This window comes from Occultella glacieicola (genome assembly GCF_004353825.1).
Classification (GTDB): Bacteria; Actinomycetota; Actinomycetes; order Actinomycetales; family Beutenbergiaceae; genus Occultella; species Occultella glacieicola.
Window position 1 is genome coordinate 166,995 of the sequence record NZ_SMNA01000001.1, and the last position, 17,257, is coordinate 184,251.

At 72.6% G+C, this 17,257-nt stretch carries 13 protein-coding genes; all 13 read left to right on the plus strand.

All coding sequences use genetic code 11. The features are described from left to right. Nucleotides 1-114: 114 nt before the first annotated feature. The 13 genes from EXU48_RS00770 (at nucleotide 115) to EXU48_RS00825 (ending at nucleotide 17,253) form a co-directional block, all read left to right on the plus strand. The gene (locus EXU48_RS00770) at nucleotides 115-681 is read left to right on the plus strand and encodes a response regulator transcription factor (RefSeq protein ID WP_235856764.1); all 567 of its coding nucleotides are present in this window, start codon (nucleotides 115-117) and stop codon (nucleotides 679-681) included. Between the two features lie 170 nt (nucleotides 682-851). Beyond that, nucleotides 852-4,130 carry a DUF11 domain-containing protein gene (locus EXU48_RS00775; protein ID WP_133105673.1) on the plus strand — a complete coding sequence of 1,093 codons (3,279 nt, stop codon included), beginning with the start codon at nucleotides 852-854 and terminating at the stop codon, nucleotides 4,128-4,130. A 4-nt stretch (nucleotides 4,131-4,134) separates the two neighbouring features. After that, on the plus strand, nucleotides 4,135-4,821 hold the full coding sequence (locus tag EXU48_RS00780) for a DUF4255 domain-containing protein (protein ID WP_133105674.1): 687 nt from the start codon (nucleotides 4,135-4,137) through the stop codon (nucleotides 4,819-4,821). Next, a complete protein-coding gene (locus EXU48_RS00785; protein WP_207947565.1) occupies nucleotides 4,818-7,067 on the plus strand; it encodes an ATP-binding protein in 2,250 nt (749 codons plus the stop codon). The genes EXU48_RS00780 and EXU48_RS00785 overlap by 4 nt, the downstream gene beginning before the upstream one ends. Nucleotides 7,068-7,270: 203 nt before the next feature. Next, entirely contained in the window at nucleotides 7,271-8,023 is a 753-nt protein-coding gene (locus EXU48_RS00790) for an eCIS core domain-containing protein (protein WP_133105675.1), read from the plus strand. A gap of 237 nt (nucleotides 8,024-8,260) precedes the next feature. Continuing rightward, nucleotides 8,261-9,709: a phage tail sheath family protein gene (locus EXU48_RS00795; protein ID WP_235856765.1), complete on the plus strand. Its 1,449-nt coding sequence runs from the start codon at nucleotides 8,261-8,263 to the stop codon at nucleotides 9,707-9,709. A gap of 13 nt (nucleotides 9,710-9,722) precedes the next feature. Beyond that, nucleotides 9,723-10,169, plus strand: a complete 447-nt coding sequence (locus EXU48_RS00800; protein ID WP_133105677.1) for a phage tail protein — start codon at nucleotides 9,723-9,725, stop codon at nucleotides 10,167-10,169. Further along, nucleotides 10,169-10,621 (plus strand): hypothetical protein, encoded by a 453-nt coding sequence (locus EXU48_RS00805; RefSeq protein ID WP_133105678.1) that lies wholly within the window; start codon nucleotides 10,169-10,171, stop codon nucleotides 10,619-10,621. Before EXU48_RS00800 ends, EXU48_RS00805 begins: the two co-directional genes overlap by 1 nt. Next, nucleotides 10,618-10,776: a DUF6760 family protein gene (locus EXU48_RS24380; RefSeq protein ID WP_165962637.1), complete on the plus strand. Its 159-nt coding sequence runs from the start codon at nucleotides 10,618-10,620 to the stop codon at nucleotides 10,774-10,776. Before EXU48_RS00805 ends, EXU48_RS24380 begins: the two co-directional genes overlap by 4 nt. Before the next feature lie 234 nt (nucleotides 10,777-11,010). Then, entirely contained in the window at nucleotides 11,011-14,169 is a 3,159-nt protein-coding gene (locus EXU48_RS00810; protein WP_133105679.1) for a hypothetical protein, read from the plus strand. Between the two features lie 13 nt (nucleotides 14,170-14,182). Beyond that, entirely contained in the window at nucleotides 14,183-14,620 is a 438-nt protein-coding gene (locus EXU48_RS00815; RefSeq protein WP_133105680.1) for a phage tail protein, read from the plus strand. A gap of 16 nt (nucleotides 14,621-14,636) precedes the next feature. Continuing rightward, the gene (locus EXU48_RS00820; protein ID WP_133105681.1) at nucleotides 14,637-15,431 is read left to right on the plus strand and encodes a CIS tube protein; all 795 of its coding nucleotides are present in this window, start codon (nucleotides 14,637-14,639) and stop codon (nucleotides 15,429-15,431) included. Further along, nucleotides 15,418-17,253: a VgrG-related protein gene (locus EXU48_RS00825; protein ID WP_133105682.1), complete on the plus strand. Its 1,836-nt coding sequence runs from the start codon at nucleotides 15,418-15,420 to the stop codon at nucleotides 17,251-17,253. Before EXU48_RS00820 ends, EXU48_RS00825 begins: the two co-directional genes overlap by 14 nt. Nucleotides 17,254-17,257: the final 4 nt, after the last annotated feature.

Sequence of the window (17,257 nt, forward strand, 5' to 3'; positions counted from 1 at the left end):
ACACTGGTGCCCGAGCACCCGGTATCGGACATCGGGTGGGGGATGGGACAACTGGACATGGAACGCGTAGAGGTATGGGTGAGTGCCCGAGATCCGATCTCGGAGGCGGGCGTGGTGAGTGCGCTTCGGCCGCGGCCCGAGGTTCGGGTGCTGCGGGCCGATGAGGCGGATGACGCCCGGGTGGTCGTGGTCGTCACGGATGCGGTCGACGAGGATGCGCTCCGGATCATCCGCGTGGTGCATCGTCGAGGGCTCAGCAGGCCGGTCCTGGTGGCCGGGAGCCTGGACGGTTCGGATGTGGTCACCGCCGTGGAGGCCGGGGCAGTCGGGCTGGTACGTCGCAGTGAGGCGACGCCGGACCGGTTGATCCAGGTGATCACGGGGGCTGCCGTCGGGGAGGGTAGCGTCCCGCCGGATCTACTCGGCCGGCTGCTCGATCAGGTGGGCACGTTGCAGCGCCAGGTGCTGCGTCCCCGCGGCCTGACGTTCACCGGTCTGGCCACCCGGGAGATCGAGGTGCTGCGACTGATCGCCGACGGTCTGGACACCGCCGAGATCGCCGAGCACCTGGCCTACTCGGAGCGAACCGTGAAGAACGTGTTGCATGACGTCACGACCCGGCTGCAGCTGCGGAACCGGTCGCACGCCGTCGCGTACGCGCTGCGCGAAGGCCTGATCTAGGCGACCTCGGCGGGCGGGGGTGGGTGCCCGATCGGGCACCCACCGGTGCCTAGAGGGCGGTCCGGGTGCGGCTCCCGCGGTCGGGCGGGGCACGGCACCGTGGGTTCGATGCGGCGGCCGGCCTGTCGGCCGAACCGGACGAGGACGAGCAGGAGTCGGGAAAGAGGTCCATGGCACGCATGCTGGCGGTGACCGCTGCGCTGGGGCTGCTCGCCCCGGGCGCGGTCGCAGCCGTGCCCATGCCTCCGGTCACGGCCGAGTTGCCGGCGCCCGACGCGGCCTCGACGCGGGTCGCGTTCACCGAGCGCGGCGCTGGTCTCGGCCAGGCCGCGTGGAGCGTCCTCACCCCAGGTCAACTCGTCGGACCGGACGTGGAACTGCTCGAGGGCCGGGAGCAGGATTACGAGTTGTCCGTGACCCACGTGCAGTCGCCGCCGGAGGCCGTCTCCTCGTTCATCAGCACCCGCGATTCCGACGTGGGCGACGTCTACGTGCAGGGTGCCGAGGGCCCGGCGGTCCGGATCACGTGCGACGAGGCCCGGGTCTCGCACCCGGTCGTGTCCCCGGACGGGCTGAGCGTCGCCTACTCCACCAGTGTGGACGACGGGCCGTGGCGGATCGTGGTCGCCGACATCGACGATCCACCGTGCACTGGGGGGACCGCGCCGGCGATCTCCGAGGGCGACTGGGACGACCTTTGGCCGGCCTGGCTGCCCGGATTCGGAAGCGAGACCCTGGTGTTCTCCTCCACCCGGCACGACCCGCTGGGGGACATCTACATGATCGACCGTGGGAAGGATCTCCTGTACCGGATCACGGAGGACCCCGGCGCGGACACCCAGCCCGCAGTCGGGGAGGTCGGCAACACGGTCGCGCTTGCGTTCACGACCACCCGGTTCCGCGCCGACGGCTCCCTCGCCGTCGTGGATCTGTTCGCCACGTCGCCGGAGGAACTCGAGGAGGCCGGCGAGATCGTCAGCCCGTTCAGCGGGACCATCGACCAGAGCAGCGAGCCGACCTGGGGCGTCAACGCGAACGAGGGTGTGGATGCGACGTTGTTGTACACGGGCACCAGGTACGACCCGTACGGCGACATCTTCTCGATCGACGTCACGGAAGAGGTCGAGTCGGAGTTCGGGACCCTGGCGTTCTCATCCGCAGGTCAGGTCGCGGAGGTATTCAGCCGCACCGATCGCGAGCCGCGGGCCGCCCCGTACTCGGAATCGCATCCGGCCTGGACGGTGACCCCGGGTGACGAACAGGAGGTCGGCGAGGACACCCGGGTGATCACGGCGACGTTCGGTGCGGCACAGTCGGACATCGGCGTGGTCGGCGCAGACGGTGCCGGGCGCGAGAGGCTGCCGGCGTCGACCGTCGACGTCGACGACGGCGGACCGGCTTACTCGCCGGACGGCGCCTGGGTGGTGTTCAGTTCGACGGTCACGGCGGAGGACGGGCGGGAGGGCGCTCGCCTCATGCTGGCTGCCGCCGACGGGAGCGTCGTGACTCCTCTCAACTATGCGTGGGACCCGGGGGTACCGCCCGGCTCGGAGGGCGAGGGGAGCCCGCCTGCCATCGACATCCATCCGGCCTGGTCCCCGGACGGGACCCGGATCGCGTTCGAGCGGATCTACCAGGGTGAGAGCGACGGGCAGGAGTTCCGGACGACCGAGGTCCTGATCGCGGACTTCGTGCCGGAGCCCGCCGGTGGCGACGTCCCGGTCGCCGCCACGCTATCGGTTCCCGGATACGGCAATCCGGACTGGTCACCGGACGGCCGCTACCTCGTCACGGCGGGGAGTCTCGAGCTGGCGGCGTACTCGGACGTGGCGATCGTCGACCTTCAGGATCCAGATCCGGAGACCGCCCTCACGGGGCTGCAGTATGTGCCGCAGGGCTGCGGATCCGACGGCTGTCTGCCGGTCGGGGTCAACGGTCGCGCGCCGGCCTGGTCCCCGGACGGACGCACCCTGGCAATCGCCAACGTGTCGGTCCTCGGCCTCTCGAGCCTCGGGACGCGGGCCATCTCTCCCGATGGCGAGACGACGCCCATCGCGCTGTTCACCGTGGACCCCGACGACCCGACCGCTCCGAGTCTCGAAGCGACACCGCTGGTGGGCTTCGACGACCAGGGTCTGCCGACCCCGAGCCGCGCCGAACTGTCCAATGCGACCGATCCGGCCTGGTCCCCGGACGGCTCGGAGATCTATCTGGCCGGCCAACCCGCCGGCCTCGCCGACGACTGGGGAATCTACGCGATCCGGCCCGACGGAACCGGACTGCGGGAGGTGGCCCAGGGGCCCGGCCCGGAGATCGCCCCCGACGTCCAGCCCGACGTGGACCTGTCCCTGGCCATGACGGCGAGCCCGAACGTCGTCCCGGTGGGCGGCGCGAGCACCCTCACCCTGACGGTCCGCAACGAGGGCCTGCAGAGCGTCGGCACCTATCGGGTGCTCCTCGAGGCTCCCGCGGAGCTGCAGTTCGGCGAGCCACCGGCCGGGTGCACGGTCGACGACCTGGTGCTCACCTGTGTCCCCACCGAGCCGATCGCACCGCTCGGCGTGAGCATCCTCGAGATCGCCGTGATCGGCCGGGTCCCGGGCACGACCGCGGAGGTGAGTGCGGTGGTGCTCCCGGGCGGACCGGACCGGGACGCCGACAACAACACCGTCTCGACCACGATCACCGTCACCGGCACCAGCATCGGCACCCAGGAGGCCGACCTGGACCTGAACCTCGCCGTCACCCCGCCGACCGGGTGGGTCGGCGGCCAACCGATGATCGCCAGGATCACGGTCACCAACAACGGTCCCGAGGCGATCACGAGCGCGACGGTCACGACCGGCTTCCCGGCCACCGTCGTCCCGACCGCTCTCGCGATCACGTCGACGGCCCCGGAGGATCTCGGCCCGCCCGTCGACCTCACGGACCCCGTCACGGTCGCCTGCCTCACCGCGGCCGGGGCGTGCCCGATCGGGCCGCTCCTCGCGGGCGACTCCGTGGTGCTCGAGGCGAGCCTGCTCCCGGTCGGGCCGGCGGGCACCGGCGAGGTCACCGCGACCGTAGCCCTGGATCCGGCCGCCGCCCGGGTGGACGTGGACCCGGGCAACGACGCGGCGACCGCCGTCGTGACCGTCCTGCAGCCGGAGATCCGGCTGCTCCCGTCGGTCGCCCGGCCCGGGGACGTCGTGCTCGCCTACGGTGAGGACTTCCCACCCAACCAGGCGGTCACCCTGATCTGGACCCGGGGCATCACGGTCGATCCCGGACCGTACACGGTCACCCCGGAGGGCCGGTTGGTGGTCCCGATCGTTCTCGTCAGCCGGGACCTGCTCGGGGACCGGGAGATCGCGTCGACCTCCCCGGCCGGGGCGTTCGGTGAGGTCCGCGGCCCGCTGCTCGTGGTCGCCACCTCCGTCCAGGCACCCAACTTCCTGTTCAGGGGCTGAGGCCATGATCACCGAGGTCGACGACGCACTCCGGACCATGGTGCGGACCGCGCTGGGTGGTGCCGAGGCCGAGGTGGTCTTCGACGCACCCACCACGGACTGGGCCGCGCGTCGGAACGCCCCGACGGTCAACCTCTACCTCTACGACCTGCGCGAGGACCTGCGCAGGCGGACCAGGGGGTTCATCGAGACGCAGACCCCGGACGGGGTGGTCCGCTCCCACCCGCCGCGGTACTTCCGGCTCTCCTACCTCGTCACCGCCTGGACCCAGCGCCCCGAGGACGAGCACCGGCTCCTGGAGGTAGTGCTCGGACACCTCGTCCAGCACGAGGTCCTGCCCGAGCACGATCTGTTCCTGCCGCCCGGAGCGGACCCGGTGGTGCAGCTCCTGGTCGGTCTGCCGCCCCCGGAGGACCGCGGCTTCGCGGACGTGTGGAGTGCGCTCGGTGGCGAGCTGAAGCCGTCAATCGACGTGGTCGTGGTGGCGCCGCTCGCCGTGCGGCCCGGGCCGGCGGCGGGGCCGCCCGTGCGGGAGCCGCTCATCCTCGACGCCAAGGACGTGGTGCCCGACGGCGGAGCGGACGTCGGGCGGACGAAGCACAGTCCGCCGCCGCGCACCGAGGCGACCGGCCCTGCCGGAGGCGCCGACCGGCCGACGTCGCCGAAGGCCCGGGCCCGGGGGCGCCGGTGACGACGACGCAGGACCCCACTCGGGTCGGCTCAGCGGGCCCGGAGGACCCAGCGGCCGGTCCCGCGCACGAGCGCAGGCCGGGCGAGCGGACCGAGGAGGCGGCGAGCATCGCCCACCTGCTCGGCCGCCTCGGCGTGCTCGAGGAGCGCATCCGTGCGCTGGTCGCCGAGCGCCGTGCCCACGACCCACAGCCCGACGACCCGTTCCGTGGGCTCTACCTCAGCGACGAGGCGATCGAGGCGATCCTCGAACGCCGCCCCGGGCCGGCGCAGCCCACGCCGGCATCCGTGCGGCTGGCGGACTGCGAGCGCGAGGCCGACGCGGCGCAGCATGCCGGGGCGCGGCTGCGGCTGCGGGAGGTCACCGACCGGTTCGGGCTGGACCCGCTCGATGTCGACCTGCTCCTGCTCGCGCTGGCCGCCGACGTCGACCCCCGGTTCGGGCAGTTCTTCGGGTACCTCAACGACGACGTGACCCGGCGGCGCCCGACCGTCGCCGTGGCACTGACGCTGTGCGACCGCCCCCTCGGTTCCGGCGCAGCGCGGGCCCACCTGATCCACGGCCCACTGATCGCCGGTGGCCTGGTGCGCATGGACGACGCGGACCAGCCGTTCCCGGTGCGGAGCCTGCGGATCCCGGACCGGGTGGCCGCCCACCTGCTCGGCGACGACGAGCCGGACCCGGCGCTCGCCGGTGTCCTGACCCCGGCGCCGGACACCGCCTGGGGCGACATCGACCCGCTGACCCGGGCGCTCGCCGCCGGGGTCGACCTGATCCACCTGAAGGAGGCGGCCACCGGCTCGGGACGGCTGCTCGGGATCGGAGCCCTGCACGCCCTCGGCCGGGACGCCGTCGTGCTCGACCTGCACCAACTCGCCGCCGCCCTCGACCCACCGGGCCTGGTCGACCTGGCGGTCCGCGAGGCCAGGCTCGGCGGGGCGGGTGTGGTGGCCGGTCCCGTGGAGGCGCTCGCCGAGACGTCCGCGGCCCGCTCGGCCCTGACGGCCCTCACGACGACTCTGACGAAGCCGAGTGCCACCGGCCCGGCCCGGTCCGGGCGCGACGTGCCGGTCCTCCTCGTCGGCTCCGCACCCTGGGACCCGGCCTGGGCGGCCCGGGCCCCCCTCCTCGTGGACGTCCCGGCCAGCACGGATGCCGAGCGGGCCGCGCTCTGGGCACGGGCCCTGGCCGATCCGGGGCCGGAGCCCAGCCGGGCGGCACCGACGAGCCCGCCCGGTCCGGACCCGGCCTTCGACCCCGAGGAGCTGGACGTCGCCGCGGCCACGTCGCAGTACCGACTGGACCCGGAACAGGTGGTGCGGGCCGCGCGGGCGGCCCAGGTGCAGGCCCGGCTCGACGGCGGCCGGATCGCGGCCGAGCACCTGCGCCGCGGGGCTCGCGCCGAGAACGGCACCGCCCTGGACCGGCTCGCCCGCCGGATCGAACCGGCGGTCGGCTGGCCGGATCTGGTCCTGCCGCCGGCCACCCTCACCGGGCTCCGGGAGCTGAGCCTGCGCGCCCGACACCGCGAACGGGTCCTCGGTGACTGGCGGATGCGCCCCGGGGGCGGCCGCGGGCACGGCGTCGCCGCCCTCTTCGCCGGCGACTCCGGCACCGGCAAGACGATGTCCGCGGAGGTGGTCGCCGGGGACCTCGGACTCGAGCTGTACGTCGTGGACCTGGCCACCGTGATGGACAAGTACATCGGTGAGACGGAGAAGAACCTCGAGCGGATCTTCGCGGGGGCCGCACGTCTGAACGCGGTGCTGCTGTTCGACGAGGCGGACGCCGTGTTCGGGAAGCGGTCGGAGGTCAAGGACGCCCACGACCGGTACGCGAACGTCGAGAGCGCCTACCTGCTCCAACGCATCGAGAGCTTCGACGGCCTTCTCATCCTGACCACGAATCTGCGCGCGAACATCGACGAGGCGTTCACCCGCCGGCTCGACGTCCTCGTGGACTTCCCGCTACCGGACGTCGAGTACCGGCTCGCACTCTGGGACCAGTGCCTGGGGGCCGTGGTACCCCGGGCCGACGACCTCGACCTGGTGTTCTGCGCGGAGGCGTTCGCGCTCGCGGGCGGAGCGATCCGGTCGTCGGCGGTCACCGCCGCGTACCTGGCGGCGGCCGACGGCGGTCGGTTGGGGATGGTCCATCTGGTCACCGCGGTGCAGCGTGAGTACCGCAAGATGGGCCGGTTGAGCCTGCCGTCGGAGTTCGGGCGCTACTGGGACCTGATCGGCTGAGCGGGCGCCGTCGGCAGACTCAACCGGTCGGGCGGTGCCCCTCCGGGCCGTCCGCCGCTCCGACGGGCTCGCCGCGCCTGCCCGGACGGCCCCCGCGCGGTGCCCGATCGGGCGCACTCACGCTCGTGCGTAGCGACGCCGCCGGGTGACACGATCGCTGTTCCACCGATCCGCCGGACTCCGTCATGGAGAGGGGTGCTGTGATGCACAGCCACGACCACACCGAGGACCTCGGACAGATTCGGTCGGGCCCCGTCAGGCGCACCGAGGAGGGCTCCGGCGCCGCCCTGGCGGCCGCGGGAGCGGGCCGGCCGGACGTGCTCGGCTCCGCCGGCCTGCTGCGACTGCAGCGCACGGTCGGGAACGCGGGGGTCTCCGACCTGGTCGAACAGGAGCGCTCACCGGTCCTGGACGTGGTCGGGTCCGGCGGCGGGAACGCTCTCGACGACGACGTCCGCACCGACATGGAGTCGCGGCTCGGGCACGACTTCGGAGACGTCCGGGTGCACACGGACGGCGCCGCCAGCGCGTCCGCGGCGGCCGTGAACGCGCACGCCTACACGGTCGGCTCGAACGTGGTGTTCCAGCGGGACCGTTACGACCCGGGCTCCCACGAGGGCCGCACCATGCTCGCCCACGAGCTCACGCACGTGGTGCAACAGCGCAGCGGCCCGGTCGACGGCACGTCCACGGGTGACGGGGTGCGCGTCAGCGACCCGTCCGACCGGTTCGAGCGGGAGGCGGCCGCGAACGCCGAGCGGGTGATGTCCGCGCCGGCGCCGGCCGCTCCGGTGCAGCGCCACGGCGGGGCCGGGGAGGCCCCGGGTGGGTTCGTGCAGCGTGAGGGCGAGGAGGAGGAGCTCCAGGGTGCCTTCGTGCAGCGTGAGGGCGAGGAGGAGGAGCTCCAGGGTGCCTTCGTGCAACGTGAGGGCGAGGAGGAGGAACTCGAAGCGTGAACCCCGGGTGCCCGTTCGCGCACCCGCTGCTTCCCGACTGCTCGTCCGCGCGGACACTGTGCCCGGCCCCGGTCCCCGGCAGGCTGGTCTTCCCACAATCGATGCGCCCGAGGAGGCGACATGCCGACGTATCTCTCGCCAGGCGTATATGTCGAGGAGGTTGAGGCTGGGACACGACCCATCGAAGGGGTCGGTACCTCAGTCGCAGCATTCGTCGGCCTGGCATCGAAGGGTCCGGTGAACGAGCCGACACTCGTCTCCAACTGGACCCAGTTCTCTGAGACCTTCGGGGATTTCGTCCCGGGGTCCTACCTGGCCCACTCCGTGTTCGGCTACTTCCAGAACGGCGGCAACAACGCCTACATCGTCCGGATCGGGGCGAACGGCACCGATGGTGCCAGGAGTTCCCGGTCCCGGGCGTCGAAGGCACTGCCGGCCGGCGCCCCCGGCGGCCAGATCGGTGGCTACCGTGTGGTGGCCAAGGCGGACGCCCCGAAGGGCAAGAAGATCAGCGTCGAGGTCGCCGATGCCGGTGGGGACAACCCATCGGATGACCAGTTCAAGCTGGTCATCAAGGTCGACGGCAAGGAGGCCGAGACGTTCGACAACGTCACGACCAAGCGCGGCGCCGACAATGCGGCCACCAAGGTGAACCAGCAGTCCAAGCTCATCACGATCGAGGAGGTGGCCTCGGGCAGCGCCCTCGCGAAACCGGACAAGGGCTCCTCGGACCTGGTTGCCCCGGAGCCCGAGCCCGAGCCGCCGTCGACCACCGACCTGGGTGCCGACGACTACATCGGCGACGCCGCCGACCGCACCGGGTTCAGTGGCCTCGAGGCCGTGGACGAGGTCACCATCGTGTCCGTGCCGGACCTGGTCGCGGCGCTCGAGCAGAAGGCCATCGACGCCGAGACCTTCCAGGCCGTCCAACTGGCCATGATCGCCCACTGCGAGCTGATGGGCGACCGGATGGCGATCCTCGACCCACCGCCGGGCCTGAATGCGCAGCAGGTCAAGGACTGGCGGGTGAACACCGCCGGCTACGACTCGAAGTACGCGACGCTGTACTGGCCGTACATCAAGGTCTTCGACCCGAGCGACGGTGCGACCAGGTTCGTGCCGCCGTCGGGCCACATGGCCGGGATCTGGGCGCGCAGCGACGGTGAACGCGGCGTGCACAAGGCCCCCGCGAACGAGGTCGTCCGTGGTGCCATCGCCCTGCAGACGCAGATCACGAGGGCCGAGCACGACCTCCTCAACCCGGTGGGCGTGAACGCTATCCGGACCTTCCCGGGCCGGGGTGTGCGGGTCTGGGGAGCGAGGACCCTCTCCTCGGACCCGGCGTGGCGCTACATCAACGTGCGGCGACTCTTCAACTACCTGGAGGAGTCGATCCTCGGCGGCACCCAGTGGGTGGTCTTCGAGCCGAACGACCGCGCCCTCTGGGCCCGCATCCGACGGACCATCTCCGCGTTCCTGGTGAACGAGTGGCGCAAGGGGGCCCTGTTCGGCAGCACGCCGGACGAGGCCTACTTCGTCAAGTGCGACGACGAGACGAATCCGGCCGAGGGCATCGACGCGGGTCAGGTCGTCTGCCAGATCGGGATCGCGCCGGTGAAACCGGCGGAGTTCGTCATCTTCCAACTGTCGCAGTTCTCCGGCGGCACATCACTCGTGAGCGAATAGAAGGAGTTGGACCATGCCACTTCCCGACGCCCTTGACTCGTCCTCCGCCTACGCCTTCCGGGTCACAATCGACGGGATCGAGATCCCCAAGGTGATCGAGGTCGGCGGACTCAAGGCCGAGGTCGACAAGATCGAGATGAAGCAGCAGCTCAAGGACGGCAAGTACGTCGTCCGCCAGATCTTCGGGCGCCCCAAGGCTGGTGAGTTCACGGTGACGCGTGGCCTCACGGACTCCAAGACGGTCGTGGACTGGCTGAAGACGGTCAGCCAGGGCGACCTGGCCGGGGCCCGCAAGACCGCCGCGGTGGAGTTGCTCGACTATCAGGACGGGCTGCTGATGACGTACAACTTCACGAACTGCTGGATCCGCAGCGTCGAGATCAGTTCGCTCAAGGCCGGGGCCACGGAACAGTCGACCGAGAAGGCCACGGTCTGCTACGACGAGGTCACGATCGCGTGATGCAGCGCTCACGTGCCGCACTGGCTCCGGCCGATCCGGAGCAGGAGGTCCTCGCGCCTCCCGCTCCGGATCGCCCGGCCACCATGCGTACCGAGTTCGACTTCGAACTGCCGCGGGGCTTCGTGGACGGTGACGGCGTCGTGCATCGGCGGGGCACGATGCGGCTCGCCACCGCGCGCGACGAGCTCCTGCCGCTCTACGACGCCCGGGTGCAGGAGAACGCGGCGTTCACGACCGTGGTGCTCCTCGGGCGGGTGATCACCTCGTTGGGCACCCTCGGGGTCGTCAACGCGAACGTGGTCGAGAACATGTTCGCCTCGGACGTGGCGTTCCTGCAGGACTTCTACCGGCGGATCAACGCCGAGGGGCACACCAGGGCGGCGGTCACCTGCCCGTCGTGCTCGCACCGGTTCACCCTCGACCTCTCGGGTGGCCGCCTGGGGGAATCATGACGTACGGGGCCGACCGCATCTATCAGGAGGTCGCGTACGTCGCCTACCACTTCCACTGGTCGCGTGAGGAGATCCTCGACCTCGAGCACCCGCAGCGGCTGCGGTTCGTGGCCGAGATCGCGAACATCAACCGGCGTCTTTCCGAGGACAGGTGAGCCATGCGATGGCCCTGGCAACCAGCGAAGGAGAAGACCCCACCGGCGCCGCCGTCTCCCTCGCCCGCGCCAGCGCGCCCGGCATCGGCGGCACCTGACCCTGAACCCGGGCCCGCCGGCTGGGCGTTCCTGCCACCGCTGCAACGGACCATCGGACCGGCCGAACTGGTCCATCGCCCGACGACGTTCCAGCACTCCCTGAGTGCGTGGGCGTCGCCGTCGTTCATGGGCGCCATGACGCACCTGGTCGACGCGTCCGCGCCGTCGGGGGTGGTCGACGGCGATCGCGCCGGTCTCATCGGTGCGCCGACCCAGCGGGTCGACTCCGCCGAACTCACGCTGCTGCCGCCCCCGCCGCCGTCGCCGCGGGTCCAACGGGCCGCATCGGGGGCCGCCGGGTCGATGACCCGGGCCGCCGCCGACGTGCGCGGACTGCCCGTGCACCATCCCACGGTCCTGCCCGACGTCCCGACCGAACCGGCGCCGCCGTCGGCGGACCACGGCGCGGGGCACGGTGAGTTCGGGCCGAACGCCGACGCCGACGAACCCGGGCCGGAGACGGACGAACCGTCGGGATACCAGGAGGACGGAGCGACGTACGTGCCGATCGCCGCCCGGCCCTCCGGGGAGTCGGGAGCGGCGTCGGACGGCGCGATCGGAGCCGCGGGCACCCCCGTGCAGCGCACCGGGCCGACCGTTCCCGCGCCGCTCGCCGGGCCGGCGTCGGACGCACCGCTCCGACGCCTGGGGCTCGGTGCACCGCTGCCGACGGCGGACGTGCAGCGGCAGGTCGGCTCACCGGGGGCGTCGGCCGGGTCGAGTGCTCCGCCATCCTCGGCACAGCCGCCATCGGTGTCACGCGTGGCTGGTCCCGCGGCCTCGTCCGGCCCGCCGCCTGGAGTCGCCACGGTGGCCGGGCCCGCGTCGACTTCCTCAGGGGCACCTGCGGGCCCGACCTCGACAGGCGCCTCGTCCGCGACGACCGTGGCGTCGCCCGGCACCGGCGCCACCGGTGCCGCGGTCCTCGGCTCGAACCCGGGCACGCTCGGTCCGCCGCCGGGTGTGCCGGCGACCGGACCGGTACCGGCGGGCGCGTTCCCAGCGGCGCCCCTGCCGCTGCAGCGGGCCGTGCCCGGGGGCGCAGCCACACGCGGTGACGAGCACGCTCCCACGGCCGGCGGCACGGGCGGGGCGTTCCCGGAGCACGACGGTTCAGCGTTCGCGGGGCCGGACCCGGCCAGCGCCGTGGCCGAGGCTGCGGGGGCGGTCGAGCCCGCGGCTGCGGGCGAACCTGCGCTCGCTATCGAACCCGCTGTGGCTGTCGAACCCGCTGTGCCCATCGAACCCGCTGTGCCGATCGAACCCGCTGTGCCGATCGAACCCGCAGGACCCATCGGAGCCGCAGTGCCCATCGAAGCTCCGACGCCCATCGGACCCGCAGTGACCGTCTCGCGAACGGCCGCCGACCCGCAGACCGTGGTCCCCATCGGGCTTGGCCCCGTCACCGAGCCGCGTGCGGTGGATCCGCCGATCGTCCCCTCGGTCGATCCACCGCACGCCCCCATGCCGCTGGCCACATCGGCCGGACCGGACGAGGCCGCCCGCGGCCCGGCGGGCGGCGCCACCGCAGTCCCCGGCCCGACCGCGGCGCCCACGCCGACGCCGGTGCAGCGGACGGCGGTGGCCCCCACCGTGCCGGAACCGGGCGTCCCCTCCTCGACGGTTGTGGATCCCACGGCTGTTCGGTCCACCCTCGCACCACCGCAACGGACCATCGGACCGGCCGTCGACGCGGGTGGAGCCGGTTCATCCGTGCCGCCGGGTTCGGTGGGTTCGGCGGCACTGGGTTCAGCGGCACCGGGTTCGGCCGCGCAGGCGTCGGTCGTACAGCGGCAGGCGGCTGCCGGTGGCACGACGCCTGAGCTCGACCTCCGGCGAACCGGCGCGGACCGCGCACCCGGATCGGGCGCCACGGCCCCGGCCGGCGCGGGTCGCGTCGCCGAGCGGCCGACGCTCGCCCCGCTCCAGCGCGTGGCAGAGCAGTGGGGACGGACCACGCAGGGCGCTGCCTCGACGTCGGCCCGGCCGGGCCCGGGCCAGAGCGCCCGGCCCCCGCTGGTCCAGCGTGCGACCACGACCCCGGCTCCGGATCGACCCGGTTCCGCGACGGCAGCATCGCGGGCCCCCGCCCGGGCCCCGGGGCAGGCACCCACGGTCGGCGCCGCCGAGGTCGCCGGACGCGTGGCCCCGGGACCACCCCCCGCAGGAACGCCCGGGCCAGCCGGCGTTGCCCAGGGGGTCGCGTTCGATGCCGCCTCCGGCACCGGCGCGGCGGCGGGCACGGGCCCGATCCTCGGGCCGGATCCGGACGCCGACGGTTCGGGTGCCGCGGGGTCCGACCTCCCGGCTTCGCTCACGGACACCGGAATCCTCGCGCAACGGACCGTGGCCGGACCCGCCTCGGCGCCGGCGACCGAACGCGGCCCGCTCGGCCCCGGATCCCCCAGCCGCGTGGACCTGCCCGTCGCGGTCGTCGGTGCGGCCACGGCAGGGTCCCACCCACCGGCCGGCGCATCCGGGAGGTCGCCGGGGAACGTCGCCCCGATGGTCTCCAGGGCGCACGCCTCCGCGGCCACGAGACCGATCGGGCCGGCCCTCGTGGCGCCACCGGCGGCCGGGTCCGCGCGACCGATCGGACTGCTCGGCGACGCAGGTCGTGGGCCGGTGGCCACGCTCACCCGGTCGACCGAGGCGATCGGCACGGACCTCCACGACCCGGAGGTCGACCCGTGGCCCGGCGGCGGGCCGGTCCTGGCCCCCGCCGGTACAGTCGAACTCGGGGCCGGCGCCGCCGACGGACCGGTCGTGGCCCGGAGCATCCCGGGCACGCTGAGCACCCCGGGCACGCGGAATACCCCGGGCACGCTGAGCACGCTGAGCACTCCCGGCCACGTGGACCTCCCGGTCGCCCATGCGGTCGGCATCGAGTCGGTCGACACCGCGCCGGCTCCGACGCGCCCACGCCGGCCGCGCCTCCTCGGTGGTCATCGCGGCGGCGGCGCCCCGAACGCCGGCGGGCTCCCCCTGAACCAACCACCCGCGGCCGCCCAGCCCAGCCAGCCCGGCCCGTCCGGCCAAACCGGCCCACCCGGCACCGATGCCGCTGCGGCGAACCCGGGCTCCGCCGTCGGCCCCTCGGTCGCCCCGGCCGCCTCCGTGACGACCACGGTCGCCCGGGCCGACCCCGACCGCGCGGCGGGCGGTCTCGGCGAGCTCTCCGCGGGCGCCGTCGAGGAGCTCGCCGACCGGCTCACCGGCCCGATCATGCGGCGGCTGCGGGCCCAACTACTCGTGGACCGCGAACGTCGCGGCATCCGCACGGACCTGCGGTAGGGAGGCGGAGCAGATGTCAGAGGTGCTCCAGGAGGTCGAGACCGGAGTCGGTGTCCGGTACGTCGTCAAGATCGACGGCGTCGACCTGGGGTCGTTCAGCTCGTGCACGGGGCTCGGGGTCGAGGTGGTCATGGAGGTGCGCGAGGAGGGCGGCAACAACACCAACGCCTGGCAGTTGCCCACCCGCCTGAAGTACCCGAACATCACTCTGACCCGCCCGCTCGGGAAGGACACGTCCAAGGTCGCCGAGTGGTTCTCCTCGGTGGCGAAGGGGTACAAGCGCCGCACCGGCACCATCGAGGCGATGACCGTCGACGGGCGGATCATCGCGACCTGGGGTCTCACCGACATCGTTCCGGTGCGGTGGTCCGGTCCCACGTTCAACTCCGACAGTCCGGCGATCCTGACCGAGTCCGTCGAGATCGCCCACCACGGCTTCCTGGCCCCCTGATCGAGGTGAGATCGTCATGCCCGCACCCGTAGCGTTCGAGGCCGCCGGAGCCGGTGGAGCCGGCTCCCCGGCCCGGCTCGAGCACGCCTACCTGCAGCTCCACGAGCCGTCCAAGGACGGGTCCCTGTCCAAGCCCGGACCGAAACTGGAGCGCGTCGACTTCCAGTTCAACCCCAAGGAGCTGAGCCTGACCAAACGGGCGGTGTGGAAGGACAGCCCGGCCACCGGCAACAAGAAGGCCGGGCCGCCGCAATACACCGGGCCGCAGCCCACCACGCTCACCCTGGAGATGTTCCTCGATGCCTCCGACACCCAGGACTCCTCGGTGGTGAAGAAGGTGGAGCGCCTGTTCACCTGCTGCGTGCCCACGGCGGCGTCGTTCGGGCAGAAGAAGGCGTCACCACCGTGGGTGCTGTTCCGGTGGGGCGGGCTGACCGGGTTCCTCGCCTATATCGAGTCGGTCTCGGCGACGTACACACTGTTCACGTCCGCCGGTCTGCCGATCAGGGCCACCTGTACGGTGACCCTGAACGAGATCGCCGGTGAGCAGCCGGGCCAGAACCCCACCTCGGGCGGGCTCGTGCCGCGTCGCGAGCATGTGCTCCGCGCCGGGGACTCGCTCGCCGGCATCGCGTACGCCGAGTACGGGGACCCGGCCTTGTGGCGGGCGGTGGCCGACCTCAACGGAGTGGACGATCCGGTCCGACTCCGGCCCGGGCACCGGCTCCTGCTGCCCGCGGCGGACGAACTGCCGAGCGTGGCGGCCCGCCGTGGCCCGGTGGACGCGGAGGTGGCACATGCCGGCTACTGAGACCTTCACCTCCAGCCTGATCGTGACCGTGGACGGGGCGGCCCTGGCGCCGACGCTTGCCGCGAACCTGGTCTCCGGGACGATCGAGGACACGATCCAGCTGCCGTCGATGTTCACGCTGCGGTTCGCCGATCCCCATGCCGAACTGATCGAGACGGCGCAACTGAAGATCGGCGCCAAGGTGGACCTGCGGGTGCAGACGAGTAGCACCGGCGGCCCGGAGGAGCTGTTCATCGGCGAGGTGACCGCGCTCGAGGCCGAGCTCGGGCCGACCGGCATGTTCGCGATCGTCCGGGGCATGGACCCCTCCCACAAGCTCCAGCACGGCACCCGGATCAAGGCCTACCTGAACAAGGGGCCCGGGGACATCGTCGGTGAGATCGCCGCCGCGCACGGCCTCGGTAAGGGGACCGTGGACGTGCAGCAACCCATCTACACCCACCTGACCCAGGACGGGATCAGCGACTGGGACTTCCTCGGCAGGCTCGGGAACCGGGTCGGGGCCCGCCCGAACGTGCGCGACGGGAAGCTCCACTTCCGCGCCGCGACCGACTCGAGCACCGCACCGGCCGCAGGAAGCCGGGCCGACCCGCTGGTCATCGAACGTGGCGTCGACCTGGAATGGGTCCGCGCCACGGTGACCGCCGCCGATCAGGTGCCCGATGTCGAGGTGCGTGGCTGGGACCCGGACGGCAAGCGCGAACTCGTCGCGACGGCGCCGGCGAAGACCGTGGTGGCGGCACCCGCCGGCCCGAGCACCCCGGCGAAGCTCGCGGCGGGGGTCGGCGCGCCCACCTACGTGGTGTCCCGGTCGTCGCTGAGCACCCAGGCCGAGTGCGACGGCGAGGCAAAGGCGCTCGCGGAGCGTCTCGCTGGGGGATTCGCCGAGGTCGAGGGCGGCGGGTACGGGAACGCAGCCCTGCGGGCCGGAGTGGCCGTGCTGCTGGCCGGGGTCGGCACCACCTTCGAGGGTGCCTACACGCTGACCCACGTGCGGCACGAGTTCTCCGATGAGGGCTTCCGCACCTCGTTCACGGCCTCCGGTGCGTCCGAACGAACCCTCTACGGCAGCACCCGCGGTGGTGAGAGCGCGCCGGTGCGCGCGGGCGTGGTCCCCGCGATCGTCACCAACCTCAAGGACACCGCTCAGGCGGGCCGGGTGAAGGTCAAGTACCCGACGTACTCCGGTGACTACGAGAGCGGCTGGGCGCGCCCGGTGCAGGTGGGCGCCGGCGGGCAGCGCGGAACGATGGTGCTGCCCGAGGTCGGCGACGAGGTCCTGGTCGCCTTCGCGGAGGGGGAGTTCGGCACCCCCTACGTTCTCGGAGGCCTCTACAACGGCAAGGACAAGCCCGACAAGGCGTTGTCCGAGCACGTCGGCAGCGACGGCAAGGTGACGAGGCGCTCGTTCACCTCACGCACCGGGATGCTCGTGGAGTTCCTCGAGAAGCCCGGCGGGGAGTCCCTCGTGGTGAGCACGAACGGCGGCCAGCAGCGCATCACCCTGACCCAGAAGCCGGAGGCCGCCATCGAGATCGTCACCACCGGGCCCGTCACCGTCAAGTCGCAGCAGGACGTCACGGTGGAGGCACAGCGCAACATCTCCGTGAAGAGCGTCGGCGGCGACATCGCGATGGAGGCCATGAACATCAAGCTCAAGGCCCAGGCAGGGTTCGAGGCCGGTGGGGCAACCGTGAAGGTCGCCGGGCAGGCGTCGACCGAGGTCACCGGTGCCAACGTGAAGGTGGCCGCGAACGCCGCCGCGGAACTCTCGTCCGGCGCCATGACCACCATCCGCGGCGCCCTCGTGAAGATCAACTAGGCGG